Origin of the sequence: Pedobacter sp., assembly GCF_035317785.1 — a bacterium.
Classification (GTDB): Bacteria; Bacteroidota; Bacteroidia; order Sphingobacteriales; family Sphingobacteriaceae; genus Pedobacter.
This window is the reverse complement of record NZ_DATHGC010000219.1, coordinates 1-21,517: the sequence shown is the minus strand read 5'-3', so window position 1 is coordinate 21,517 and position 21,517 is coordinate 1. Positions and strand designations below refer to the sequence as shown.

12 protein-coding genes are annotated in these 21,517 nt (G+C 43.5%); 10 read left to right on the top strand and 2 right to left on the bottom strand.

Annotated features, from left to right (window positions below):
- Positions 1-8 precede the first annotated feature (8 nt).
- The 10 genes from VK541_RS13255 to VK541_RS13210 are packed head-to-tail and all read left to right on the top strand — an operon-like array spanning position 9 to position 20,745.
- Positions 9-2,381 carry an ABC transporter permease gene (locus VK541_RS13255; RefSeq protein WP_324370809.1) on the top strand — a complete coding sequence of 791 codons (2,373 nt, stop codon included), beginning with the start codon at positions 9-11 and terminating at the stop codon, positions 2,379-2,381.
- Between the two features lie 11 nt (positions 2,382-2,392).
- A complete protein-coding gene (locus VK541_RS13250; protein ID WP_324370808.1) occupies positions 2,393-4,771 on the top strand; it encodes an ABC transporter permease in 2,379 nt (792 codons plus the stop codon).
- Positions 4,772-4,788: 17 nt separating this feature from the next.
- Positions 4,789-7,161 (top strand): ABC transporter permease, encoded by a 2,373-nt coding sequence (locus tag VK541_RS13245; RefSeq protein ID WP_324370807.1) that lies wholly within the window; start codon positions 4,789-4,791, stop codon positions 7,159-7,161.
- A gap of 17 nt (positions 7,162-7,178) precedes the next feature.
- Positions 7,179-9,548, top strand: coding sequence for an ABC transporter permease (locus tag VK541_RS13240; RefSeq protein WP_324370806.1), 2,370 nt, complete (start codon positions 7,179-7,181; stop codon positions 9,546-9,548).
- 18 nt (positions 9,549-9,566) lie between these two features.
- Entirely contained in the window at positions 9,567-11,951 is a 2,385-nt protein-coding gene (locus VK541_RS13235) for an ABC transporter permease (RefSeq protein WP_324370805.1), read from the top strand.
- 11 nt (positions 11,952-11,962) lie between these two features.
- A complete protein-coding gene (locus VK541_RS13230; protein WP_324370804.1) occupies positions 11,963-14,359 on the top strand; it encodes an ABC transporter permease in 2,397 nt (798 codons plus the stop codon).
- A 22-nt stretch (positions 14,360-14,381) separates the two neighbouring features.
- Positions 14,382-16,775 (top strand): ABC transporter permease, encoded by a 2,394-nt coding sequence (locus VK541_RS13225; protein WP_324370803.1) that lies wholly within the window; start codon positions 14,382-14,384, stop codon positions 16,773-16,775.
- Positions 16,776-16,809: 34 nt separating this feature from the next.
- Positions 16,810-17,487, top strand: coding sequence for an ABC transporter ATP-binding protein (locus VK541_RS13220; protein ID WP_324370802.1), 678 nt, complete (start codon positions 16,810-16,812; stop codon positions 17,485-17,487).
- A gap of 4 nt (positions 17,488-17,491) precedes the next feature.
- Positions 17,492-19,909, top strand: a complete 2,418-nt coding sequence (locus tag VK541_RS13215; RefSeq protein ID WP_324370801.1) for an ABC transporter permease — start codon at positions 17,492-17,494, stop codon at positions 19,907-19,909.
- A 38-nt stretch (positions 19,910-19,947) separates the two neighbouring features.
- Positions 19,948-20,745, top strand: a complete 798-nt coding sequence (locus tag VK541_RS13210; protein WP_324370800.1) for a helical backbone metal receptor — start codon at positions 19,948-19,950, stop codon at positions 20,743-20,745.
- A 30-nt stretch (positions 20,746-20,775) separates the two neighbouring features.
- Here VK541_RS13210 and VK541_RS13205 read toward each other — a convergent pair whose 3' ends face one another.
- Both VK541_RS13205 and VK541_RS13200 read right to left on the bottom strand, forming a co-directional pair.
- Positions 20,776-21,312 carry an OmpA family protein gene (locus VK541_RS13205; protein WP_324370799.1) on the bottom strand — a complete coding sequence of 179 codons (537 nt, stop codon included), beginning with the start codon at positions 21,310-21,312 and terminating at the stop codon, positions 20,776-20,778.
- Positions 21,313-21,336: 24 nt separating this feature from the next.
- Positions 21,337-21,517: hypothetical protein (locus VK541_RS13200; RefSeq protein ID WP_324370798.1), on the bottom strand; the 181-nt coding region annotated here is incomplete at its 5' end.

Here is a 21,517-nt window from a genome sequence, read left to right as displayed (position 1 = left end):
AGAACACCATGTTCAAATTGAACTTAAAAATTGCCTTGCGCAGTTTATGGAAAAACAAGATTTCCTCCCTGATCAATGTAACAGGACTGGCCATAGGGCTTGCGGCTTGCCTGATGCTGATGATCTATGTATTGTATGAATGGAACTTTGACAAGCAATCTGCAAATGCGGACCGTGTGTACGTAACCATGACCAATATCAGGGACGACAGCGGTAAGATCTTTGCGACGTTTAACGGCTCTACCACGGCATTTGGCCCTATGGTCAAACAGGAAATCCCCGAAGCAAAATATGTATGCCGGATGGACTACGGTGGTAAAGGACTGATCGCCAATGGGGATAAAGCTTTTAAAAAGAGTTCCAAATTCGCTGAGCCGGCCATTTTGAAGATGTTCAGTTACCAGTTCATTTCCGGTGATCCGAATACAGCATTAAACAACCCCAATTCGGTAATCCTCACCGCATCGACAGCTAAAATACTTTTTGGTACTACGGAAGTGCTGGACAGATCCGTCTTGTATCTAAATAAATACTACTTGAAGGTGACAGCGGTGGTGGGAGACCTGCCGGAAAACAGCTCGAACAAATTTGATTTCCTGATGCCATGGTCATTTTATGAAAGTGTTGATGAGGAAGCAAGAGATCTGAACTGGAATAACTACAGCTTTGTGACACTGGTGATGCTGGACAGGGGGGGTGATATTTTACAGGTAAATAAGAAGGTGGATGAATTGGTCAGGAAAAATAGCAAACAGGCCACGCAGCCTCATTTTCTTTTTCCGCTTACCGAGATGCACCTGTATGGAAAGTTTGAAGATGGTCAAAGTGTGGGCGGTGATATTGAGCAAATTTGGCTTTTTATGGGGCTTGCGATCGGTATTTTATTGATTGCCTGTATTAATTTCATGAACATGGCTACGGCTAAATCTGAAAAAAGGGCCAAAGAGGTGGGTATCAAGAAGACTATAGGAGCAAACCGCAGCATGCTGGTCGCACAGTTTCTCACAGAATCCATTGTGCTGACCCTGATCAGCCTGATTCTGGCCATAGCACTGATCGAAGCCAGTCTTCCTTTGTTTAATAATCTCTTGAACATCAAAATGGAGATTACATATTTTGACGGTTATATCTGGACCGGTCTCTTGGCCATTGTGCTAGGCACCGGACTGATCGCCGGAAGTTATCCGGCGTTATACCTGTCTGCTTTCAACCCGATTCAGACACTGAAAAGGAACGTAACCGGAAGACATTTTCTTGCGATCAGTCTGAGGCAGGTCCTGGTCGTGAGTCAGTTTAGCTTTACCATTATACTGATTATTGCGACACTGGTCATATATAAGCAAATTCAATATATTAAAAACCGGCCTGTTGGTTTTAACGCAAATGCCCTTGTAGAACTCCCCCAGGAAGGTGAATTGGGAAAGAAATTTGAGCTGTTTAAAACCAAATTGCTCCAGTCGGGTGCCGTATCCAGCATGTACCAGTCGTCCATAAGCCTGTCCCATCATGGATCTAACTTCACGGATATTGCCTGGCCCGGAATGTCACAAGCTCAGAACACCGTTTTATTCAACCGGATTGGTACTGCATATGATTTTATTAAAACCAATCAGGTTAAACTCTTGCAGGGAAGGGACTTCTCCGAGCGGTTTGCCTCAGATACAGCAGCATTGCTCGTCAGTGCGTCGGCCGCAAAGGTAATGGGACTTAAAAACCCAATTGGCGAGAACGTGAAGATCTTTGGCGATAAATATACGGTGATCGGTGTTTTTGACGACTATGTATGGGACTCGCCCTACAAATCCAATAACCCAATGGTCATCCAGTTTAATAAAGGATGGAAAGGTAACATTACCATGCGTTTGAACGCAGGCAACAGCTTACAGGAGAACATCTCAACAATCACCAAAATCACAAAAGAGATCAATCCGGCCTATCCTGTTGAACTCAATTTTATCAGCACAGTTTATGCAGAAAAACTGCAAAAAGAACGCACACTGGGCACACTGTCCAATCTTTTTGGCGGACTGGCAATTTTTATCTCCTGTATGGGTCTGTTTGGATTGGTCGTCTACAGCGCCGAGCAGCGCACCAAGGAATTTGGCATCAGAAAGGTATTGGGCGCATCTGTTACCGGTCTGATGAAGCTATTGTCTGTTTCTTTTCTCAAAATGATCTTTGTGGCCATGGTGCTGGCGGTTCCGATAGCCTGCTACGCCATGGAAAAGTGGCTGAACAATTTTGAATTTCATACTACGATCTCCTGGTGGATCATCGCTATAGCTGCAGCCGGAACACTATTGATCGCTATGATCACGATCAGTCTTCAGGCTTATAAAACCGCTGTATCCAATCCGGTAGATGCTTTAAAATACGAATAAAACGGAAAGACATGTTTAGACTGAACTTCAAAATCGCTTTACGTAACCTTTGGAAAAACAAGGTTTATACTGCCATTAATATTGGAGGTTTAGCCATTGCACTCGCTGCTTTTATCATAGTGGTTCTGTACGTGACTTATGAAACGGGTTACGATAAAGATGTACCCAATTACAACAGGATCTACCAGGTAGGAAGAAGTTTGCCGGACTATAAAACCGAATATACACCGGCACCCCTGTCCAAATTAATCAAAGATAATTTTCCGGAAGTTGAGGTCGCAGGAAAGATGAGTACTACCTGGTTTGAATTCCCGCTCAATACAGAAAAGGGCAGGGTTTATTCGACCAAGGCCCTGATGATGGATTTTAAAGTTGCCAAGATGTTCAACATATGGCCAGAAGCAAAGACAGTTGATGAAAACGACCCCGGATTTCAAGGCTACGTACCCAAAATGTTTATTAAAGAGCTATTTCCAAACCAGAAGGTAGTATTTCCTGTAATGGTTGGCTTCGGACCCAAAAAAGATGCACAGCCTGTTAAACTATTTGGGACAATTGAAAGGACAGATGAGCATTCTAATATAAAGTTTGATATCATATCGCTTTCAAAGGACGTAGGTTTAGACAATAAGGATTACGGAACAAACAATTTCAGAACCTTTATCCAGGTAAAGGAGGGCACAAATATCGAAGCCCTCCAGCATAAAATAGACCAGCTTTATAAGGCAGAACTGATTAAAGGCGGTTTGCCTGCAAACGATCGCAGAATTGCCGGGCGTTCTGTTATATTTCTGGATCCTTTGAAGAACCTGCATTTAAAACCAATGGCAGGCAGCGATGCCAATTATAAGATTGTAATCGCGCTTTTTGGCTTAGGTATCCTAATTATCATTATTGCCTGCATCAACTTTACCAATCTTACCATTGCCCAGGCAACCAAAAGGGCAAAGGAAGTTGGGGTAAAGAAGGTGCTGGGGGCCTATCGCTTTAACCTTACATTTCAGTTTCTTGCGGAGATTTTTATGCAGTGCTTGCTGGCTTTGATAATCGGGCTCATTATAGCGGAAATGCTGCTTCCCGTATTCAATAAGCTATTTGGTATCCCATTATCTATATGGCATGGAAACACAGCGCTCTTTGGCCAGCTGCTGTTGATATTAACAGGTGTTACGGTGATCTCCGGCATTTACCCGGCGCTGGTGCTTTCGGGCTACAAGCCAGCATCAGTTTTGAAAGGCAATATGCAAACCAGTTACAGCACACTGTGGCTGCGGAATTCTCTTTTGGCAGGTCAGTTTGTAATTGCCATCATCTTTATTGCAGGCTTGCTGATCGTAAACAATCAGTTAAAATATATGCGGGCTGAGGACAAGGGATTTAAACCATCGCAAGTGGTTTTTATAAAAAATATCCAGTTCTATAACAGCCCTGAGGATTTTGAGGCCGCCAGAAACAAAATCATGAAAATACCTGGAGTGAATAACGTAACAGTAGCTTCAGACATACCTGACGGATCTAAGCCAGGTACAAATAATTACAAACTAGAAGATCAGGAGTTATCAATGGACTTTCTGGATGTAAACTTTGATTACTTCGAAACGCTGGATATCAAGCTGAAAAACGGACGCTTTTTCTCCAGGGATTTTATGGCTGACACAGCGGGTTCTGCAATTCTGAACGAAACTGCAGCAGCCCGTTACGGTGTAGCTAATCCGGTAGGCAAGATCATCAGAGGCTGCGGCATGGATTATAAAATAGTTGGGGTGGTGAAGGACTTTAAAGCCCAGGGATTTGAATCAGCGGTAGCGCCTACAATATATGCGATAAAGAATCCATGCAATAATAAGAAAATAAAGATCATGGTGAATATCGATCAGCGTAACATGACTTCTGTGCTTGCAACGCTTAAATCGCAATGGCCAGCTATCAATACACTTGACGGCGAGGATTTCAGGTATGAATTTTTGGATCAGTTGTATGGAAAGCTATTTAAAAAGCAGGAACAGCTTCAGTCTGTATTTTTCTTTGCGGCAATGCTGACCATATTTATTGCGGTACTGGGCTTGTTTGCATTCTCTGCATTTACCACTAATAACAGGATTAAGGAGATATCCATCAGGAAAATACTTGGAGCCACAGATTTTCAGATGTTTAGACTACTCAATACTTTTTTCATCTGGATAGTGCTGATCGCCAATCTTATTGCCTGGCCGCTGGCTTATGTATTGGCAAAGAAATGGTTAGAAACCTTTGCTTACAGAATAGATATCCCTCTTTTTCCCTTCTTTGTCGCTGCAACCCTGTCCACTATACTTACAGTAGTCACTGTGAGTCTGCAAGCCCGGAAAGCTGTCAAGGCCAATCCCGCTAATGCTTTAAAATACGAATAACCCTAAATACTATAAAAATGTTCAAACTCAATCTAAAAATAGCACTGCGTAACCTCTGGAAGCATAAAACTTCCTCGATAATTAATATTGTCGGTTTGGCCATAGGTCTTTCATCCTGCCTTTTGCTGTTGCTTTATGTATCCTATGAATGGAGTTTTGATAAGCGATATAAGGGTTCGGAAAATGTGTATCAGGTGTTGACCAATTTTATAGATGCAAAAGGTAACATTCAGGCAACTGTAGATTTGACAAGCAATGCGATAGCACAGGTCATCAAACAAGAAATTCCAGATGTAGATGCGATCAGTCGTATCAGTAATAACGGACAACAATTAATAGCAAATGGAGAAAACAGCTTTAAAAAAGAGTCTAAATTTGCCGATCCTGATGTTCTTAAGATATTTAATTACCAATTTATAGCAGGTAGCCCGCTAACTGCCTTAAACACGCCTAAATCTGTGGTTTTAACCGAAACGATGGCAAAGCTGCTGTTTAAAGATGGCGATGCACTTAACAAATCAGTACGCTATAACAACGAGGCAGATTTAACGGTCACAGGTATTATCAAGGATTTGCCCGCCAACAGCTCAAATACATTTGACTTTCTGATGCCCTGGTCTTTATTTGAAGCGCTTTCTGATTGGGTAAAAAGACCTGATTGGGGTAACTATAACTGGTTAACCGTAGTCCGTGTAAATGAGCAGGCAAACATTTCTCTGATCAATTCAAAGGTGAAGGGGATAATAAAAAGGAATAACAGCAATTCAACTGACGAGTCTTTTATTTTTAAGTTGTCCGATAGACATCTGTTCGGGAAATTTGTGAATGGGAAAAGTGTGGGTGGTGATATTGAACGTATTTACTTGTTTATTGCCCTGGCATTAGGCATCCTGCTCATTGCCTGTATTAACTTTATGAACATGGCGACAGCCAAGTCTGAAAGGCGGGCAAAAGAAGTAGGCATTAAGAAAACAATTGGAGCGAGCAGGGCTTCTTTAATTTCCCAGTTTCTGACAGAATCTATTTTATTAACCATTATAGGTGTATTGGTTGCCATTGTGTTGGTCGAAATCTTACTTCCAACATTTAATAACCTCCTTAGTATAAAACTTAGTATTGATTATAATAGTAGCGGCTACTGGCTTGGTATTACAAGTGTGATCCTGTTAACAGGATTGTTATCCGGAAGTTATCCTGCATTATATCTTTCTTCTTTTAACCCCATACAAACCCTTAAAAGAAAAACTGTAAGGGCAAAAGCTATTCCCGTTAGTTTAAGGCAGGTATTGGTTATTGGCCAGTTTAGCTTTGCAATTATCCTGATTATTGCTACACTGGTTATTTATAAGCAGGTTCAATTTGTTAAAGACAGACCGGTAGGGTATGATATTAATCTTTTGGCCGAGATGCCTCAGGATGGTGAACTGGGAACGAAATTTGATCTTTTTAAGACAGAGTTGTTAAAATCGGGAGCAGTTACCGCTTTGTGTCAATCATCAGGTAGTTTATCCAGCAGTGGCTCAAGTTTTTGGAATTTCGAATGGCCCGGGATGTCCAAGGCAGATAAGGATGTGATCTTTGATCAAATTGCCACTACATACGACTTTATTAAAACCAATGGAATACAAATGGTTTCCGGACGTGACTTCTCCAAATCATTTGCTTCAGATACTGCAGCACTCATGCTGAGCAGTAATGCAGTAAAATTGATGGGGCTCAAAAATCCAGTGGGAACTCCGGTAAAATACCATGGAAATGACTTTACCGTGGTGGGTGTATTCAAAGATTTCATTTGGGGTTCTCCATACTTTACCGATAAGCCCATGGTAATTGCCTTTAGTAAGGGCTGGGGAGGTCAGATCACTATGCGGCTTAACCCGAATAACAGTTTAACAAAAAACGTTGAACTGATCACACAGGTCACCAAACAGATAAATCCTGCTTACCCTGTTGATTTAAAATTTGTAAATGAACTGTATGCCAAAAAACTGCAAGCGGAAAGGGTTCTTGGGATCTTATCAAATCTATTTGGTGGACTGGCCATATTTATATCCTGCTTAGGATTATTTGGTCTGGCAGCTTACAGCGCAGAACAGCGCACCAAGGAATTTGGTGTCCGCAAGGTTCTTGGCGCTTCAGTCGCCAGTATTATGCAATTACTTTCAGTATCGTTTATGAAAATGATTTTGTTGGCGGTTATAATTGGTGTGCCGGTGGCTTATTTCATGATGACTAAATGGCTGGGTAATTTTGAATTCCGCACCCCAATTTCCTGGTGGATTATAGCCGCTGCAATATTTGGCACAGGCGTAGTCGCTTTTTTAACAGTAAGTTTCCAGGCCTATAAAGCAGCAAAAGCAAATCCTGTAGATGCTTTAAAATACGAATAAAACCTAACCACAAGAAGATGTTTAAACTCAATTTTAAAATAGCAGTCAGGAACCTTTGGAAAAACAAAGGCTTCACACTGATCAATGTAGGCGGTTTGGCCATTGGCCTGGCCAGTTGTATGGTGTTGCTGCTGTACGTAGCTTACGAATGGGGTTATGACCGGCAGTTTACCAACTACGAAAAAACATACGTGGTTTATAACAACCAAAAAGCCAGTAACAGTTACTTTACACATGCCTGGACTCCCGGCATAATGGCCACCGAGATCAAAGAAAAAATTCCTGGAGTGAAGTATACATCACATTCAACCTATCCGTATAATATGCTGATTACTTATAAAAATAATGGGTATAAAAAGCAAGCGGTGCACGCAGATCCTTCATTCCTGAAAATACTCGATTACAAGTTTTTAAAAGGAGATCCAAATACTGTATTACGAAATATCAACTCTGTGGTATTGACAGAATCATTTGCCAAAACACTTTTTGGAAACGAAGACCCAATAAATAAAGAACTAAAACTGGATAATAAGGAGCCTTTGAGGGTAGAAGGTATAATTGCCGATGTGCCTGAAAACAGCAGCATCCAGTTCGATTGCCTGATGTCCTGGAGCCTTTATGAAAAAACGAATCCATGGGTTAAAGAATCTGGCTGGAATAATTCATTTTGTTTAAATATAGTCCAGCTAAAAGACAATAATTACTTTGGACAGGCAAATAGCCAAGTCAAAAATATTATAAAAAGCAATAATCCGGAATCTGGAACAGAGATCTTTCTGCATCCTATCTCTAAATGGCATTTATACGATAATTTCGAAAACGGAAAGTGTGTGGGCGGACGTATTGATCAGGTAAAAATCTTCGCTTTACTAGCCTGCTGTATCCTTTTGATCGCCTGCATTAACTTCATGAATCTTTCCACAGCCCGATCAGAAAAAAGGGCCAGAGAAGTTGGCGTACGCAAGGCGATCGGATCATCCAGAAAATCGTTGATCGGACAGTTTATGCTGGAATCTGTATTGCTTTCATTGATCGGTATGGCCGTTGCATTTGTACTTATAGAGATTAGTTTGCCTTATTTCAATAACTTATTGAATATAGAACTGATTATCGAATACCAGGGCTGGAAATTCTGGACGATGCTTTTGATGCTGACGTTATTTGCAGGATTAATAGCAGGCAGCTATCCAGCCTTTCATCTCTCTTCATTTGAGCCTGTAAAGGTTCTAAAAGGGTTTAGCCTCAAGAGCGGCAGTTCATCACTTTCTATACGTAAAATATTGGTAGTCTTTCAGTTTGCATTTGCAGCTTGCCTCATCGTGTGTACTTCTGTTATTTATCAGCAGCTAAATTTTATTAAAAGTAAACCCATAGGATATAATAAAGGCAACCTCGTACAGCTCACCGCTCATGGAAATCTTAAAGATCTAAAAAAACTGCAGCTGCTGAAAGAACAATTAATTAAATCGGGTGCCGTAACCAATATGTCCAACTTCACTTTGGATATCAGCAGCGGAGGAAATAATACCACTGGAATAACATGGCCCGGTAAAAATCCAAAGGAAGATATTCTTTTTAACACCCGTGGTACAGGCTACGACTTTGTGGAAACTATTGGAACAGAAATGGTGGCAGGAAGGGAGTTTTCTCCTCAGTATACGGATTCAACCAATGTGATTGTAAACCAGGCTGCAGTAAAAGCTATGAGGCTTAAAAATCCTGTGGGAACAGTAATCGAACTGCGTGGTCACCGGGTTATCATCATAGGTGTAATGAAGGATTTCGTAGTAGAATCAGCATACAAGGAGGTAGCACCCATGCTTTTTTATTCAGACCATCTGGATGAAGTAGCCGTGATCTTGGCCAGGTTAAATCCTTCCCAAAATATTAGTTCCTCGGTTGCTAAAATTGACGAGATCGTAAAACAGCTCAATCCCGGTTACCCGGTAGAAAGAACTTTTGTAGATGATGTTTTTGAGTTCAAGTTTCAGAATGAGAAATTGCTGGGCACCTTATCCAACTGGTTTGGGGGCTTTGCCGTATTTATTTCCTGCCTGGGATTACTTGGTCTTGCCCTGTATATGGCAGAGCAGCGCAAGAAAGAGATCAGCATCCGTAAAGTTCTTGGAGCAAGTACCGCTAATATTCTCACCTTACTGAACAAGGATTTTGTAAAACTGGTCGCCATTGCCAATCTGATCGCCTTTCCGATAGCATACATAGTCATCAATAAATGGTTATCTGCATATGAGTTCCGGATCAGCATATCCGTTCTGCCTTTTGCCATTGCTATTGGCCTTTCATTCCTGATAGCGATACTTACCGTAAGTATACAATCAGTGAAAGTAGCAAAATCCAACCCTGTAGACGCCCTTAAATATGAATAGCACTCAATTGACAATACCATGTTTAAACTGAACCTTAAAATCGCTTTACGGAACCTTTGGAAAAATAAAGGTTATACCGCCATCAATGTGCTGGGGCTTTCAGTCGGGATGGCCAGCTGCATACTTATTTTCCTGTTCATCAGGTTTCAGCTTAGTTTTGACGAAGGGTACAAAAATGAAGACCGGATCTACAGGTTTGTCACCGACTGGAAATACAACAGTTTTGACGATTATTCCAAGGGGGTAGCGATCCCACATGCCGCCGCCGCCAGAAACGAAGTAGCAGGACTGGAAAAAGTCGCATCGATCTTCAGGGAATGGGGGATTTTCACGGTCAAAGACCGGCAGGGTAAAGAAGTGCAGAAAGTTGACGAAATGATGTTTTTTATCGAAACTGATTTCTTTGACATCTTCAGCATCTCTTGGTACAGTGAAAAGCCAGGAACCAGGTTTAACGAACCCAATACCGTTGTGCTTTCAGAAACCATGGCCAAAACACTTTTTGGCAGTGCCGACAAAGCAGTTGGCAGCCCCCTGATGTATGGCAAAATTAGTCTGAAAGTGGTAGGCGTCTTTAAAGACATGCCTGAAAACAGCAGCATTCCATTGAAGATCGGGATCAGTTATGAAACTTTCTGGGGTAAGCGTGACCAGTCCTGGGATTCTGTAGACTCCGGAAAAGAGGTGTATGCATTGCTTAAAGAAGGACTGACAATTAGAGACCTGCAAGCACCGCTAAAGGTCTTCAATGACAAATATTACCACAAGCCGGACATTTCCGGCAATCAGACTACGGCTCTTCAGCCACTCAGGGATATCCACTTCAATGACCGGTATGGTAGCTTTAACGGAGCTGGTATTACAAAAAAAGAGATTTATGCACTCGGAGTAATTGGCCTGTTCCTGATCCTGACAGCTTGTATCAATTTCATTAACCTGGCGACCGCTCAGGCCATCAACCGTTCCAAAGAAGTTGGAGTTCGTAAGGTAATGGGCAGCAAGCGCAGCGAGCTTGTCGTCCAGTTTCTCACAGAGACACTGGCCATCACGCTGATGGCTTTGCTGATCGCATGCGTTGTAGTAGAACTGGTCATACCCGGGTTGCAGAACCTGCTCAGCATACATACTGCATTCAGCCTCTTTAAGTACCCGGTTATCTTCTTGTTTTTCGGCATACTGGTGATCGGTGTGAGCATCCTCGCCGGATTTTATCCTGCATTGGTCATGTCCGGCTTCAGTCCGGCACTGGCCATCAAAAACAAGGTTACGGTAAATAACGGCAATTTAAGCCTGCGCAAAATTCTGGTAGTGGTTCAATTTGCGATCACAATTATACTCATCATTAGTACGCTGGTTATTATACGCCAGATGGAATACGTGCGAAACCAGCCGATTGGCTTCAATTCCGAAAATGTACTGATGGTGAATGTGCCCAGTGACAGTTTAGGCAGGGTCCAGAAGAAAACCTTTATCAACAAACTGGCCGGCATTCCGGGAATAAAGATACTGAGCAATTGTGCACAGGCCCCAATGTCCGGCAGGAACAATACTACTAACTTCTTTATAAACGGAGTCGAGAACAAGGATTTTGAAGTCCGGCTTTCACAGGCAGATCCCGATTACTTTAAGCTGTTTGACCTCAAGATCATCGCAGGAAAGATCTATGCAAAAAGTGACACCATGAACGGCTTTATGGTTAACGAGACGTTTCTGAAGAAGATCCATGTGAAGGATCCTCAGGATGCCCTAGGAAAAATAGTTACCATCGGACAAAGTGCGCCAATTGTCGGTGTGGTTAAGGATTTCAACGACCATTCCTTAAAAGAAGAAATATCGCCCTTGCTGATCTATCAGCGGGCCAGGAACTATCAGCAAATGGCGATAAAGATCGACAGCAGGGAGCCCATGAAAGTAAGCCGGGAAATAGAGCGGCTTTGGGCAGTAAGCTTTCCTCAGGGGATGTATCATGGTATATTTTTAAATGAGGACATTAACAAATTCTACAAAGGTGAGCAGATCATGGGTGTCATGTTCAGGGCCTTTGCCGGAGTGATCATCTTCATCTCCTTTATCGGGTTATTTGGCCTGATCTCTTTTGTCGCGAGTCAGCGAACCAAAGAAGTGGCCATCCGTAAAGTACTGGGAGCTTCTACCCTTGAACTTGTAAAAATGCTGAACAGCTCATTTCTGCTGATGGTCTTTATTGCCAATCTTGTGGCCTGGCCGCTGGCTTATCTGTTCGTCAAAAAATGGCTGGCAGGCTTTGCCTACCAGATGGATCTGAATATCTGGCCCTTTGCCATGGCCATGTGTATTTCCATGTTCATTACCCTGATCACAGTAAGCATCAGGTCTTACAAAGCAGCTGTTTCCAATACCATTGACGCCCTTAAATACGAATAACACTTACCGCCATGTTCAGACTTCACCTTAAAATTGCCCTAAGAAACCTGTTGAAACAGAAGGGCTACGCTTTTATCAACATTTTCGGGCTGTCAACCGGCCTGTGTGCCTTTTTCCTCATACTTTTTTATGTGACGGATGACCTGAGCTATGACCGCATCTATAACAATGCCGACCGCATCGTCAGGGTTGTACATCGGGCCAGCTGGGAGGGAGGTTCCTTCAACGTGGCGCAAACCTCTTCACCTTTTGCGCCGGCGCTGAAGGCGGATTACAACGAAGTACAGGATGCCGCCTGGATCATCGGTGAAGCCGGGGGGCTGTTTAGCTATGGAACACAGCAGATCAAGGCAGATGATGTATTCTTTGCGGATAGCTCTTTCTTAAAAATATTTAACTACCAGTTTTTGTACGGCGATGCTAAAAATTCGCTATCAGTTACCAATTCCATAGTACTGACGGAGAAATTAGCCAAAAAGTTATTTGGCACAGCCGAAAATGCCATGGGTAAAATGCTGACACTGGACAAGGATCCCGGTGGCACAGTAACTGGTGTGATTGCTGACATTCCTGAAAATACACATCTTAGATTCAGTGCTTTGAGGTCAGCGCCACCAAACCAGAAAGGTGCCTGGCAGCAATTTAGCGGGTATACTTATTTGCTTTTGGCCCCGAATACAGATTACAAAAAACTGGAAGCCAGATTACCTGAGTTCTATAAAAAGCACTTTAAAGGAGAAATGGGAGTGGAAGACTATAAAATCTCACTTCAGCCAATCACCAGCATCCATCTTCATTCAGACCTGGACTATGAGGTCAGTGCCAATGGAAGTATGAAATACATTTCTATTTTTATTGCGGCGGCCGTCCTGATCCTGCTCATTGCCATCATCAATTACATGAACCTGGCTACGGCGCGTGCTTCGGTCAGGGCCAGGGAGGTCGGTGTTCGTAAAGTGGTCGGTGCAGGGCGGAAACAGATCATGCTTTCGTTCTGGCTGGAATCTGTAGTGCTGACCCTGATCGCCTGTCTGTTCGCTGCATTGATGGCAGAACTGGTCATGCCTTATTTTAACCAGCTGGCTGGCAAATCGTTATCTATTTTCAAATATGGATTGCCTTTTAGCATTACGTTCATCGTTGTTTTTGCACCGGTAGTGGGAACTCTAAGTGGTAGTTATCCCGCATTTTTCCTTTCGGGATTTTCGGTGATCAATGCACTGAAAGGTAAAACAGGATCGGTATCTGGTCATGGACTGCTAAGAAAAGGGCTGGTGGTCTTTCAGTTTACGATTACCATCACAATGGTTATTGTTTCCTGGGTAATCTATAGCCAGATGCAATATGTAATGACCTCTGACCTCGGTTTTGATAAACAGCAGGTGCTGACTTTTCACCTGGATGATGAAAACACAAGATCAAAGATCAGTTTGCTCAAACATGAACTGCTCCAGAACCCGCTCATCAAAAAAGTTGGCGTGGCCGGAAATCCTATTGGCAATAACAATATTGGCACCAGTGGTTTCTTTTTTGAAACTGAAAAAGGATTTAATCCCTCAACAAATATTGTACAACTGTTGATGGCTGATGAAGATCTGCTGCCTGCCATGGGTACAAGAATGGTCCAGGGCCGGAATTTTTCTGCAAAACAGGGTTCAGATCAAACCAAAGCGATACTGATCAATGAGACGCTGGTCAAAGAGCTCGGCCTTAAAAATCCCATTGGCAAAAGAATGAGGACCACTTATGTCAATGAAAAAGGGCAGCAGGAAGAGAGAACCATCGTAGGTGTGGTCAAAGATTTCCATACCTATTCGCTCCAGCACAAGATTCAGGGAATGCTGCTGTACATGCCGCCCCGCCCGCAGGATCAGGACAACCTGTATGTGCGAATTGATCCGGCGCAAACCAAAGCGGCCCTGCAGTGGATCAAAACGGTATATGCCCGGTTTGACAAGGTCAATCCGGTAGAGTTTCACTTCCTGGACGATAATTTCGCTGCCCAGTACGAGTCGGAACAAAGACAGGAAAATCTGTTGCTTATTTTTACCCTGCTCGCCATTTCTATTGCGCTGCTGGGCATGTACGGGCTTTCCACCTTTATTACTAGCCAGCGAACTAAAGAAATTGCCGTTCGGCGGGTACTAGGTGCTTCACCGATGAGCATCATCAGCCTCCTGAACAGCGGATTTATGAAAATTACATTGATAGCCAGTCTGTTGTCATGGCCGGTCGCATATTTCTTCTGCAACCGCTGGCTGCAGGACTTTGCCTATCACATACAGACACCATGGTTGCCGTTCGTGTTGTCCAGCATACTATGTATGGCAATGGTGTTTCTGACTGTAAGTTATAAAACCTGGAGAGCTGCGAAAGCGAATCCGGTAGACGCCCTTAAATATGAATGATCAACCCTAAAAATGACCCGTTATGTTTAAACTGAATCTCAAAATAGCACTAAGGAACCTTTGGAAATACAAAGGGTATACCTTCATAAATATCGCCGGACTATCCATCGGGCTGGCGGCCTGTCTGCTTATCTTTATCTTCCTAAGGTACCAGCTGAGCTTTGACAAAGGCTACGAAAATGAAGACCGGATCTACCGGATCGTATCCTCCTGGACATACCCCTCCGAAGGGGAATTTTATAGCAAAGGAGTGCCAAGGCCGCTCGCAGCTGCCGTGCGAAACGACTTTCCGCAGGCAGAGCATGTTGCCGCAGTTCAACAAGCGGGTGGCATCATCAAGGTCGCGGCCACAGCCGCAAGGCCCGAAGTCAAAGAGGAGTCCAGTGTTTTCTATATCGAGCCCCAGTTCTTTAATATCATTAAGATCAAATGGCTGGAAGGGGAACCCCTTAAAGCACTATCAGTTCCAAACACTGTAACCTTGTCAAAAGAAACAGCCGATAAATATTTCGGAAAATGGCAAAATGCCGTCGGCAGGAACATCAGGTTTGCGAACAGATTAGATCTCAAAGTTACCGGCGTGTTTGAAGATTTCCCTGACAACAGCAGTTTTCCGTTTAAAGTCGTCATTTCCTACCTGACCTACAAAGATGAAAGCCTTCACGACTGGCAATCCGTGAGTTCGAGCTCTGAATGCTACGTTCTGTTAAAGAAAGGTACTGACGTATCAGCACTTAAAACCCCGGTATTGAAACTTATCGATAAATACTATGAAAAAGGAAGCGTAGGAAAGGAGCACCATTATTTTCAACCCTTAAGCGATATTCATTACAGCGAAAAATTCAACAATTTTACCAATAAGGTGATGCCCGGCAGCCAGATCATCGGGCTGATTGTTATCGGTGCATTTTTGCTGCTTACTGCATGTATCAATTTCATTAACCTGGCTACCGCCCAGGCTGTCAGCCGATCCAAAGAGGTCGGTATCCGCAAGGTAATGGGAAGTATGCGCAGGCAACTGGTACTTCAATTTTTGAGTGAAACCGCCCTGATCACCTTCATTGCGCTGCTGATTGCCAGCGCACTTACCGAACTTGCCCTGCCGGGAATGAGGAACCTGTTCAGCGGCGACATCTCCTTCAGTCTTTTTGGACACCCCATTATATTTGTATTCATGATCGCGCTGGTACTGGTGGTGAGTTTCCTGGCCGGTTTTTATCCGGCCATGATCGTATCCGGTTTCAGCCCTGCACTGGCGATAAAAAATAAGATCAGTGCAGCAAACGTGGGAGCACTGGGACTGAGAAAGGCGCTGGTAGTGATACAGTTTGCCATAACAGCGATATTAATTATCGGTACATTGGTTGTGATCAATCAAATGACCTTTATGCGGTCCCAGTCTTTGGGATTTAACACCAATGCAATCGCATTGATCGATGTACCTTCTGACAGCCTGAGCCAGTTAAAATTCAATACCCTAAAAGAGAAGTTGCTGCATATTGACGGAGTAAAAGGAGCAAGCTTTTGCAATGCTGCTCCCTCATCAACCAACAACAATACTTCCAGTTTTAAATACAACAACACTAAGGACCAGGACTTTCAGTTGAGCGTAAAATCGACGGATCAGGATTACATCAGTACCTTTTCATTGAAGCTTATTGCCGGGAGAACACTGTCTAAAACAGACACCGTCAGAGAAACAGTGGTCAACGAAACCCTGCTGAAAAAGCTCAACATCAAAAACCCCAATGAGATCCTTGGAAAATTTATAGCCACACAGGGCCATAAGATGCCTGTTGTTGGTGTAGTAAAAGACTTTAATAACTTTTCCCTCCACGATAAAATAGAACCCACAGCCCTGTTCTCATTTAAACAAGTTTATAACCTGATGGCCGTCAAAATGGAACCCGGACAGCTCCTGCCCGCCATGAAGGCCATAGAAAGGGAATGGAACAATACATTCCCTGATTATGTGTACAGCTCAAGCTTTATGGACGACCAGATCAGTTCATTTTATGAAACGGAGCGGGTGATGAGCGTACTCTTTAAAGTATTTGCTGGTGTGGTCATATTTATCTCCTTCATCGGCCTGTTCGGCCTGATCTCTTTCATTGCCACGCAAAGAACAAAGGAAATTGCCATCAGGAAAGTGCTCGGGGCCTCCACCTTAGAGCTAGTGAAAATGCTGAACAGTTCATTTCTCTGGATGGTGCTGATTGCCAATTTGATTGCCTGGCCGGTTTCCTATATCTTTATTTCCAAATGGCTGGAAGGATTTGCCTACAAAGCACCGCTCAGCATCTGGCCCTTTATGATCGCCATGCTGCTTTCCATAGGCATTACACTGATCACAGTCAGCCTGAGGTCTTACAGAGCTGCCAATACCAATCCTATTGATGCGCTGAAATACGAATAATAAAATAATATTGAACCCGATTTAACCGAATATCATGATCGAATTAAAAAACATAGAAAAATACTACGCCAATAAAGGAGTTAAAAGTTACATCCTGCGCCACGTCACCGCCAGTATAAAACAAGGTGAGTTTGTTTCCATCATGGGGCCATCCGGTGCCGGCAAATCAACCCTGCTCAATATTTTGGGCATGCTCGAAGAGCCTACCTATGGCCAGTATGAATTTATGGGCGAAGACATTACTTCACTCAACGAACGCAAGCGGATAGAATTGTACCGTAACCACATCGGCTTCGTCTTCCAGGCCTACCACCTGATCGATGAAATGACCGTAGCCGAAAATATTGAAGCCCCGCTGCTGTACAAGAAAGTAAGCGGAGCGGAGCGCAAAAGCCGTGTCGCAGACGTTCTGGACCGGTTCAATATGGTTGCCAAAAAAGACCTGTTCCCAAACCAATTATCGGGCGGACAGCAGCAGCTGGTAGGCATTGCACGTGCATTGGTAGCACAGCCTTCTATCATTCTGGCAGATGAACCGACCGGAAACCTGCAGTCTGCACAAGCACTGCAGATCATGGACCTGTTCAAAAAGCTAAACCAGGAAGAAGGAATTACGATCATACAAGTCACCCATTCGGAAGTAAACGCGGCCTATGGCAGCAGGATATTGCATTTATTGGATGGGGTTATTAAGGAAGACGTAGCAGTTTAAAAATATGTTCAGAATCAACCTTAAAATCGCCTTTCGCAGCCTTGTCAGGAACAAGATCTATGCCTTTATAAATATAGGCGGACTGGCGCTTGGTCTTACTGGTTTTATTTTATTGTTGCTCTTTATCAATTATGAGAACAGCTATGATAAATGGAATGCTGACTTGAGCAAAATCTATCAGGTAAGGGAAAGACACAATTTTTTTACCCCGGACAATAAACAATATTGGCAGGAAGTAAATGATTCCAGAATGGCAGCTCTGGTCAGAGAAAAATTGCCACAGTTTAAATACGTAACTAAGGTCGATAAAGACTGGGGTGGAGGGTTTTCTATTAAATCTGATCATTCCGATCCGGTCATCATGAAGGACATGCGGGATGCAGATTCTTCCTTTTTTAAGGTCTTTCCTTATCGGTTTTTACAAGGCGACGAATTGACCGCCTTAAACGAACCTAATACCATCGTGTTGAAGCAAAGTGTTGCCATGCGGTTATTTGGTACAGATAAAGTATTGGGACGGCAGGTAAAGATTGTGATGTGGCGAAGCGATAAAGGAAGCCCGATGAAAATCACAGGAGTAGTGGCCGAGCCATCCACTCCCCAAAGTCTTCCTTTCAATGCGATTATGCATACAGGTGAGAAAGACAAGGATCCTGAACAAATAAACACCTTTAATTATTGCCACGTATATGCGCTTGCCAGTACAGTACTGGATACTGCATCCATAAATACTGCCCTTCAAAAAATATATGTCGGCTTTAAGAAGTCATCCTTTATTCAACGTAAAATTACCTATAAAGATTTCTACAAGAACGGCAATACTCCCGGATTAAAAATTGTGCCTTTGCATGAAGTTCATGCAAATCCTGCATTTAGCAATAGCTGGCTGGACAGGATTAAGCCTGTCATTGCCCTGTCGGTCTTTTTGCTCCTGGTTTCCATTATTAACTTTGTCAATCTGGCTACTGCACAATCAGTCCAAAGGGCAAAAGAAGTAGGCATTAAGAAGGTATTAGGTTCCTATAAGAAACAGCTGCTGGTACAATTCCTTTTAGAATCAGCCATCCAGAGCTTATTTGCTTTATTCATCAGCATAGTATTAGTAGAACTGCTGCTCCCTTCATTCAACAATCATTTCGATCTGAGCTTAAGTTTTTGGTACAGCAAACAACTGGCTGGCATAGTCCTCCAGTTGATAGGGGTTTTTATTGCTGTTACCCTATTGGCCGGACTATATCCAGCAATGATCTTATCAAATTACAATCCGGTATCTGTTTTAAAAGGTAATTATGAGCGCGGGTTCAGAGGAGTAGCATTAAGAAATGGTCTGGTAATCGTACAGTTCATGATTGCTGTAATCTTTATGATCTCCATAGGGGTGATGCACCTGCAAACCAATTATGTAGCCAATAAAGATCTTGGTTTTGACAGAAACAGGCTCATCAACATCACTACCAGTTATGAAAGTGACTTTGCAGAGCGCATTAGAAAACTTCCGGGAGTTCAGTACGTGGCAACCACAACCCAGGTAATGGGCAACGCCTTTAACGTCCCTGAAGAAATCACTTACAACAATCAGGATTACAACATGAATACCGTCACTGTGACGATGGATGCGCTCTCCGCCCTGGGTGTTCAGGTAGTCAGCGGCAGAATATTTTCCCGTGAATACGGGCAGGATACGGTAAATACAGTGGTATTGAACCTGGCTGCGGCAAACATGCTCGGCAAGAATGTAGTAGGTAAAACGTACGATGTAAAGAGCAATCAGGAAAAGTACACCTTTCAGGTAGTAGGGGTAATCAAGGATTATCACAATGAGGGCTTTGATAAAGCCGTATTACCTACCATTTATAAAGTTACACATTTGGGAGGTACATCAAATACCGACAACCTCCTGGTACGGTTCAGTATCTCAAACTACCGGCATGTCATCGGCGCAATTGAAAAGGAGTGGAAAGCACTTTATCCAAATTTCCCAATGAATTACACATCGGCAGAAGATGCTTTTCAAGACCAATTGAAATCAAACCGCAGGTTAATGCAAATGATCATTCTGTTCAGTATCATTTCAATAACCCTTTCACTGCTTGGATTGTTTGCACTGTCGGCGTTTATGGCCAAAAGGAAAACCAGGGAGATTGCTATACGAAAGATACTTGGTGCCTCAGATCTGCAGGTGATCAATATGCTGAATAAGTCTTTCCTAATCCTGGTATTGGCAGCAAATTTAACAAGCTGGCCGGTTGCGTATGTCATTGCTAATAAATGGCTGCAGGGATTTGTTTACCGTATAGATATGCCGGTTCTGCCCTTCGCACTAGCCACCATAATCTCCATCATTATCGCTTTGTTGACAGTGACACTACAAGCGCGAAAAGCAGCAACAGGTAACCCGGTCGATGCACTGAAATACGAATAAAATCAGGCAGTATGTAAACAAGCACGTATCTTTGTGTCATGCAGCGCAGATTTACAGACCAGCTGGGTCATGCCGTTACTATCGATTATCCGCCAAAGCGGATCATTTCGCTGGTGCCTTCGCAAACCGAGCTGCTGTTTGACCTCGGGCTCGACAAAGAGATCATCGGCCTCACCAAATTCTGCATTCATCCCATAGAGAAGTTTGCAGAGCGTACCAAAATAGGAGGGACCAAAAAGCTGGACATAGAAAAGATCCGCAGCCTGGAGCCGGACCTGATCATTGGCAACAGGGAAGAGAACCAGCAGGAACAGATCGAAGCGCTCATGGAAGAATTTCCGGTCTGGATGAGTGACATCTATACTCTGGATGATGCCAAAGAGACCATTGCGCAAATTGGAGAACTGGTAGACCGGCAGCCCGAAGCAGCCTACCTCAACCACCTGATCAGCTCCGGGTTTAACGACCTGCAAACTCTTGCAGCGCAAAACGGCCTGAACAAAAAAGTGGCCTACCTGATCTGGAGGGAGCCATTCATGGCCGCCGGAAAAGACACATTTATAGACGACATATTGATGCTCAACGGGCTGAGCAATGCGATAAAAACAAGGCGCTATCCTGAGCTGACACTCCCGGAGCTGGCTTCCATACAACCAGACCTGGTCTTTTTATCGTCCGAACCTTATCCTTTCAAACAAAAACACCTGGAAGAAATAGCGACATTTCTTCCAGGTGCCAAAATTATGCTGGTAGACGGAGAAATGTTCTCCTGGTATGGCAGCAGGCTGGTCAAAGCTGTCCAGTACCTGTTTCAGCTCCAAAAAGAGCTCTACTAACGGCTTAACCCAGCGCTTATCTTAAAATTTTTACTTCAGCAACGTCACTTCAACCCGTCTGTTTTTCAACCTGCCCTCAGGTGTCTTATTGCTGGCAACAGGCTGAGTACTTCCGTGTCCGGCTGTCTTAATCCTTTGCTCGTCAATACCTTGCGTCACCAAATAGACCTTAACAGAAGCAGCGCGCTTATCAGAAAGCCATTGATTGTAGTTGGCCGTACCCGTAGCGTCACTATGACCGTCGATTAAGATCTTGCGGCTGCTGTCCTTGGTTTTAAGGATCTTAGCCACATCATCAAGCTTGCTCTTTGCAGGATCGCTCAGGTAAGAAGAATTGATGGGGAACAGTACCTCGGAATTGAAAGTGAACTTTATGCCATTCTCGGTACGCTCCACCTGATCGTCAGGCATCTCTTTCTTGATCTTATCCAGTTCCGCGTCACCTTTTGGACTCTCCTCCATGACCGGCACCTGAGTCTTGGCCGGGATCTTTTTGGTTTTGCAGGAAGGTGCCAGAAGCGCGGCGCCCGCCAGCATTGCTAAAAATAAAATGGTTCTGTGTGTCATTGTATATAGTTTTAGTTGTGTGTGCTATTTCAATTCCGCAATGGCCTTATCAATATAAGCCACACTGGCCGTGTCATTTTGCTTAGCCACTTTCAGCTGGTTCAGGAAATTTGCCACATAATTGTTGATTCCATATTGCTTGTATTTCAGACCAAGTGCCTTCACCATATCCACTCCTTTTTTTACTGCTTCAGGATCATTGACC

What these genes read in the sequence shown, in the direction of transcription:
- VK541_RS13255 (WP_324370809.1), top strand. Translation starts at nt 9, where the DNA reads ATGTTCAAATTGAACTTAAAAATTGCCTTGCGCAGTTTATGGAAAAAC.
- VK541_RS13250 (WP_324370808.1), top strand. Translation starts at nt 2,393, where the DNA reads ATGTTTAGACTGAACTTCAAAATCGCTTTACGTAACCTTTGGAAAAAC.
- VK541_RS13245 (WP_324370807.1), top strand. Translation starts at nt 4,789, where the DNA reads ATGTTCAAACTCAATCTAAAAATAGCACTGCGTAACCTCTGGAAGCAT.
- VK541_RS13240 (WP_324370806.1), top strand. Translation starts at nt 7,179, where the DNA reads ATGTTTAAACTCAATTTTAAAATAGCAGTCAGGAACCTTTGGAAAAAC.
- VK541_RS13235 (WP_324370805.1), top strand. Translation starts at nt 9,567, where the DNA reads ATGTTTAAACTGAACCTTAAAATCGCTTTACGGAACCTTTGGAAAAAT.
- VK541_RS13230 (WP_324370804.1), top strand. Translation starts at nt 11,963, where the DNA reads ATGTTCAGACTTCACCTTAAAATTGCCCTAAGAAACCTGTTGAAACAG.
- VK541_RS13225 (WP_324370803.1), top strand. Translation starts at nt 14,382, where the DNA reads ATGTTTAAACTGAATCTCAAAATAGCACTAAGGAACCTTTGGAAATAC.
- VK541_RS13220 (WP_324370802.1), top strand. Translation starts at nt 16,810, where the DNA reads ATGATCGAATTAAAAAACATAGAAAAATACTACGCCAATAAAGGAGTT.
- VK541_RS13215 (WP_324370801.1), top strand. Translation starts at nt 17,492, where the DNA reads ATGTTCAGAATCAACCTTAAAATCGCCTTTCGCAGCCTTGTCAGGAAC.
- VK541_RS13210 (WP_324370800.1), top strand. Translation starts at nt 19,948, where the DNA reads ATGCAGCGCAGATTTACAGACCAGCTGGGTCATGCCGTTACTATCGAT.
- VK541_RS13205 (WP_324370799.1), bottom strand. Translation starts at nt 21,312, where the DNA reads ATGACACACAGAACCATTTTATTTTTAGCAATGCTGGCGGGCGCCGCG.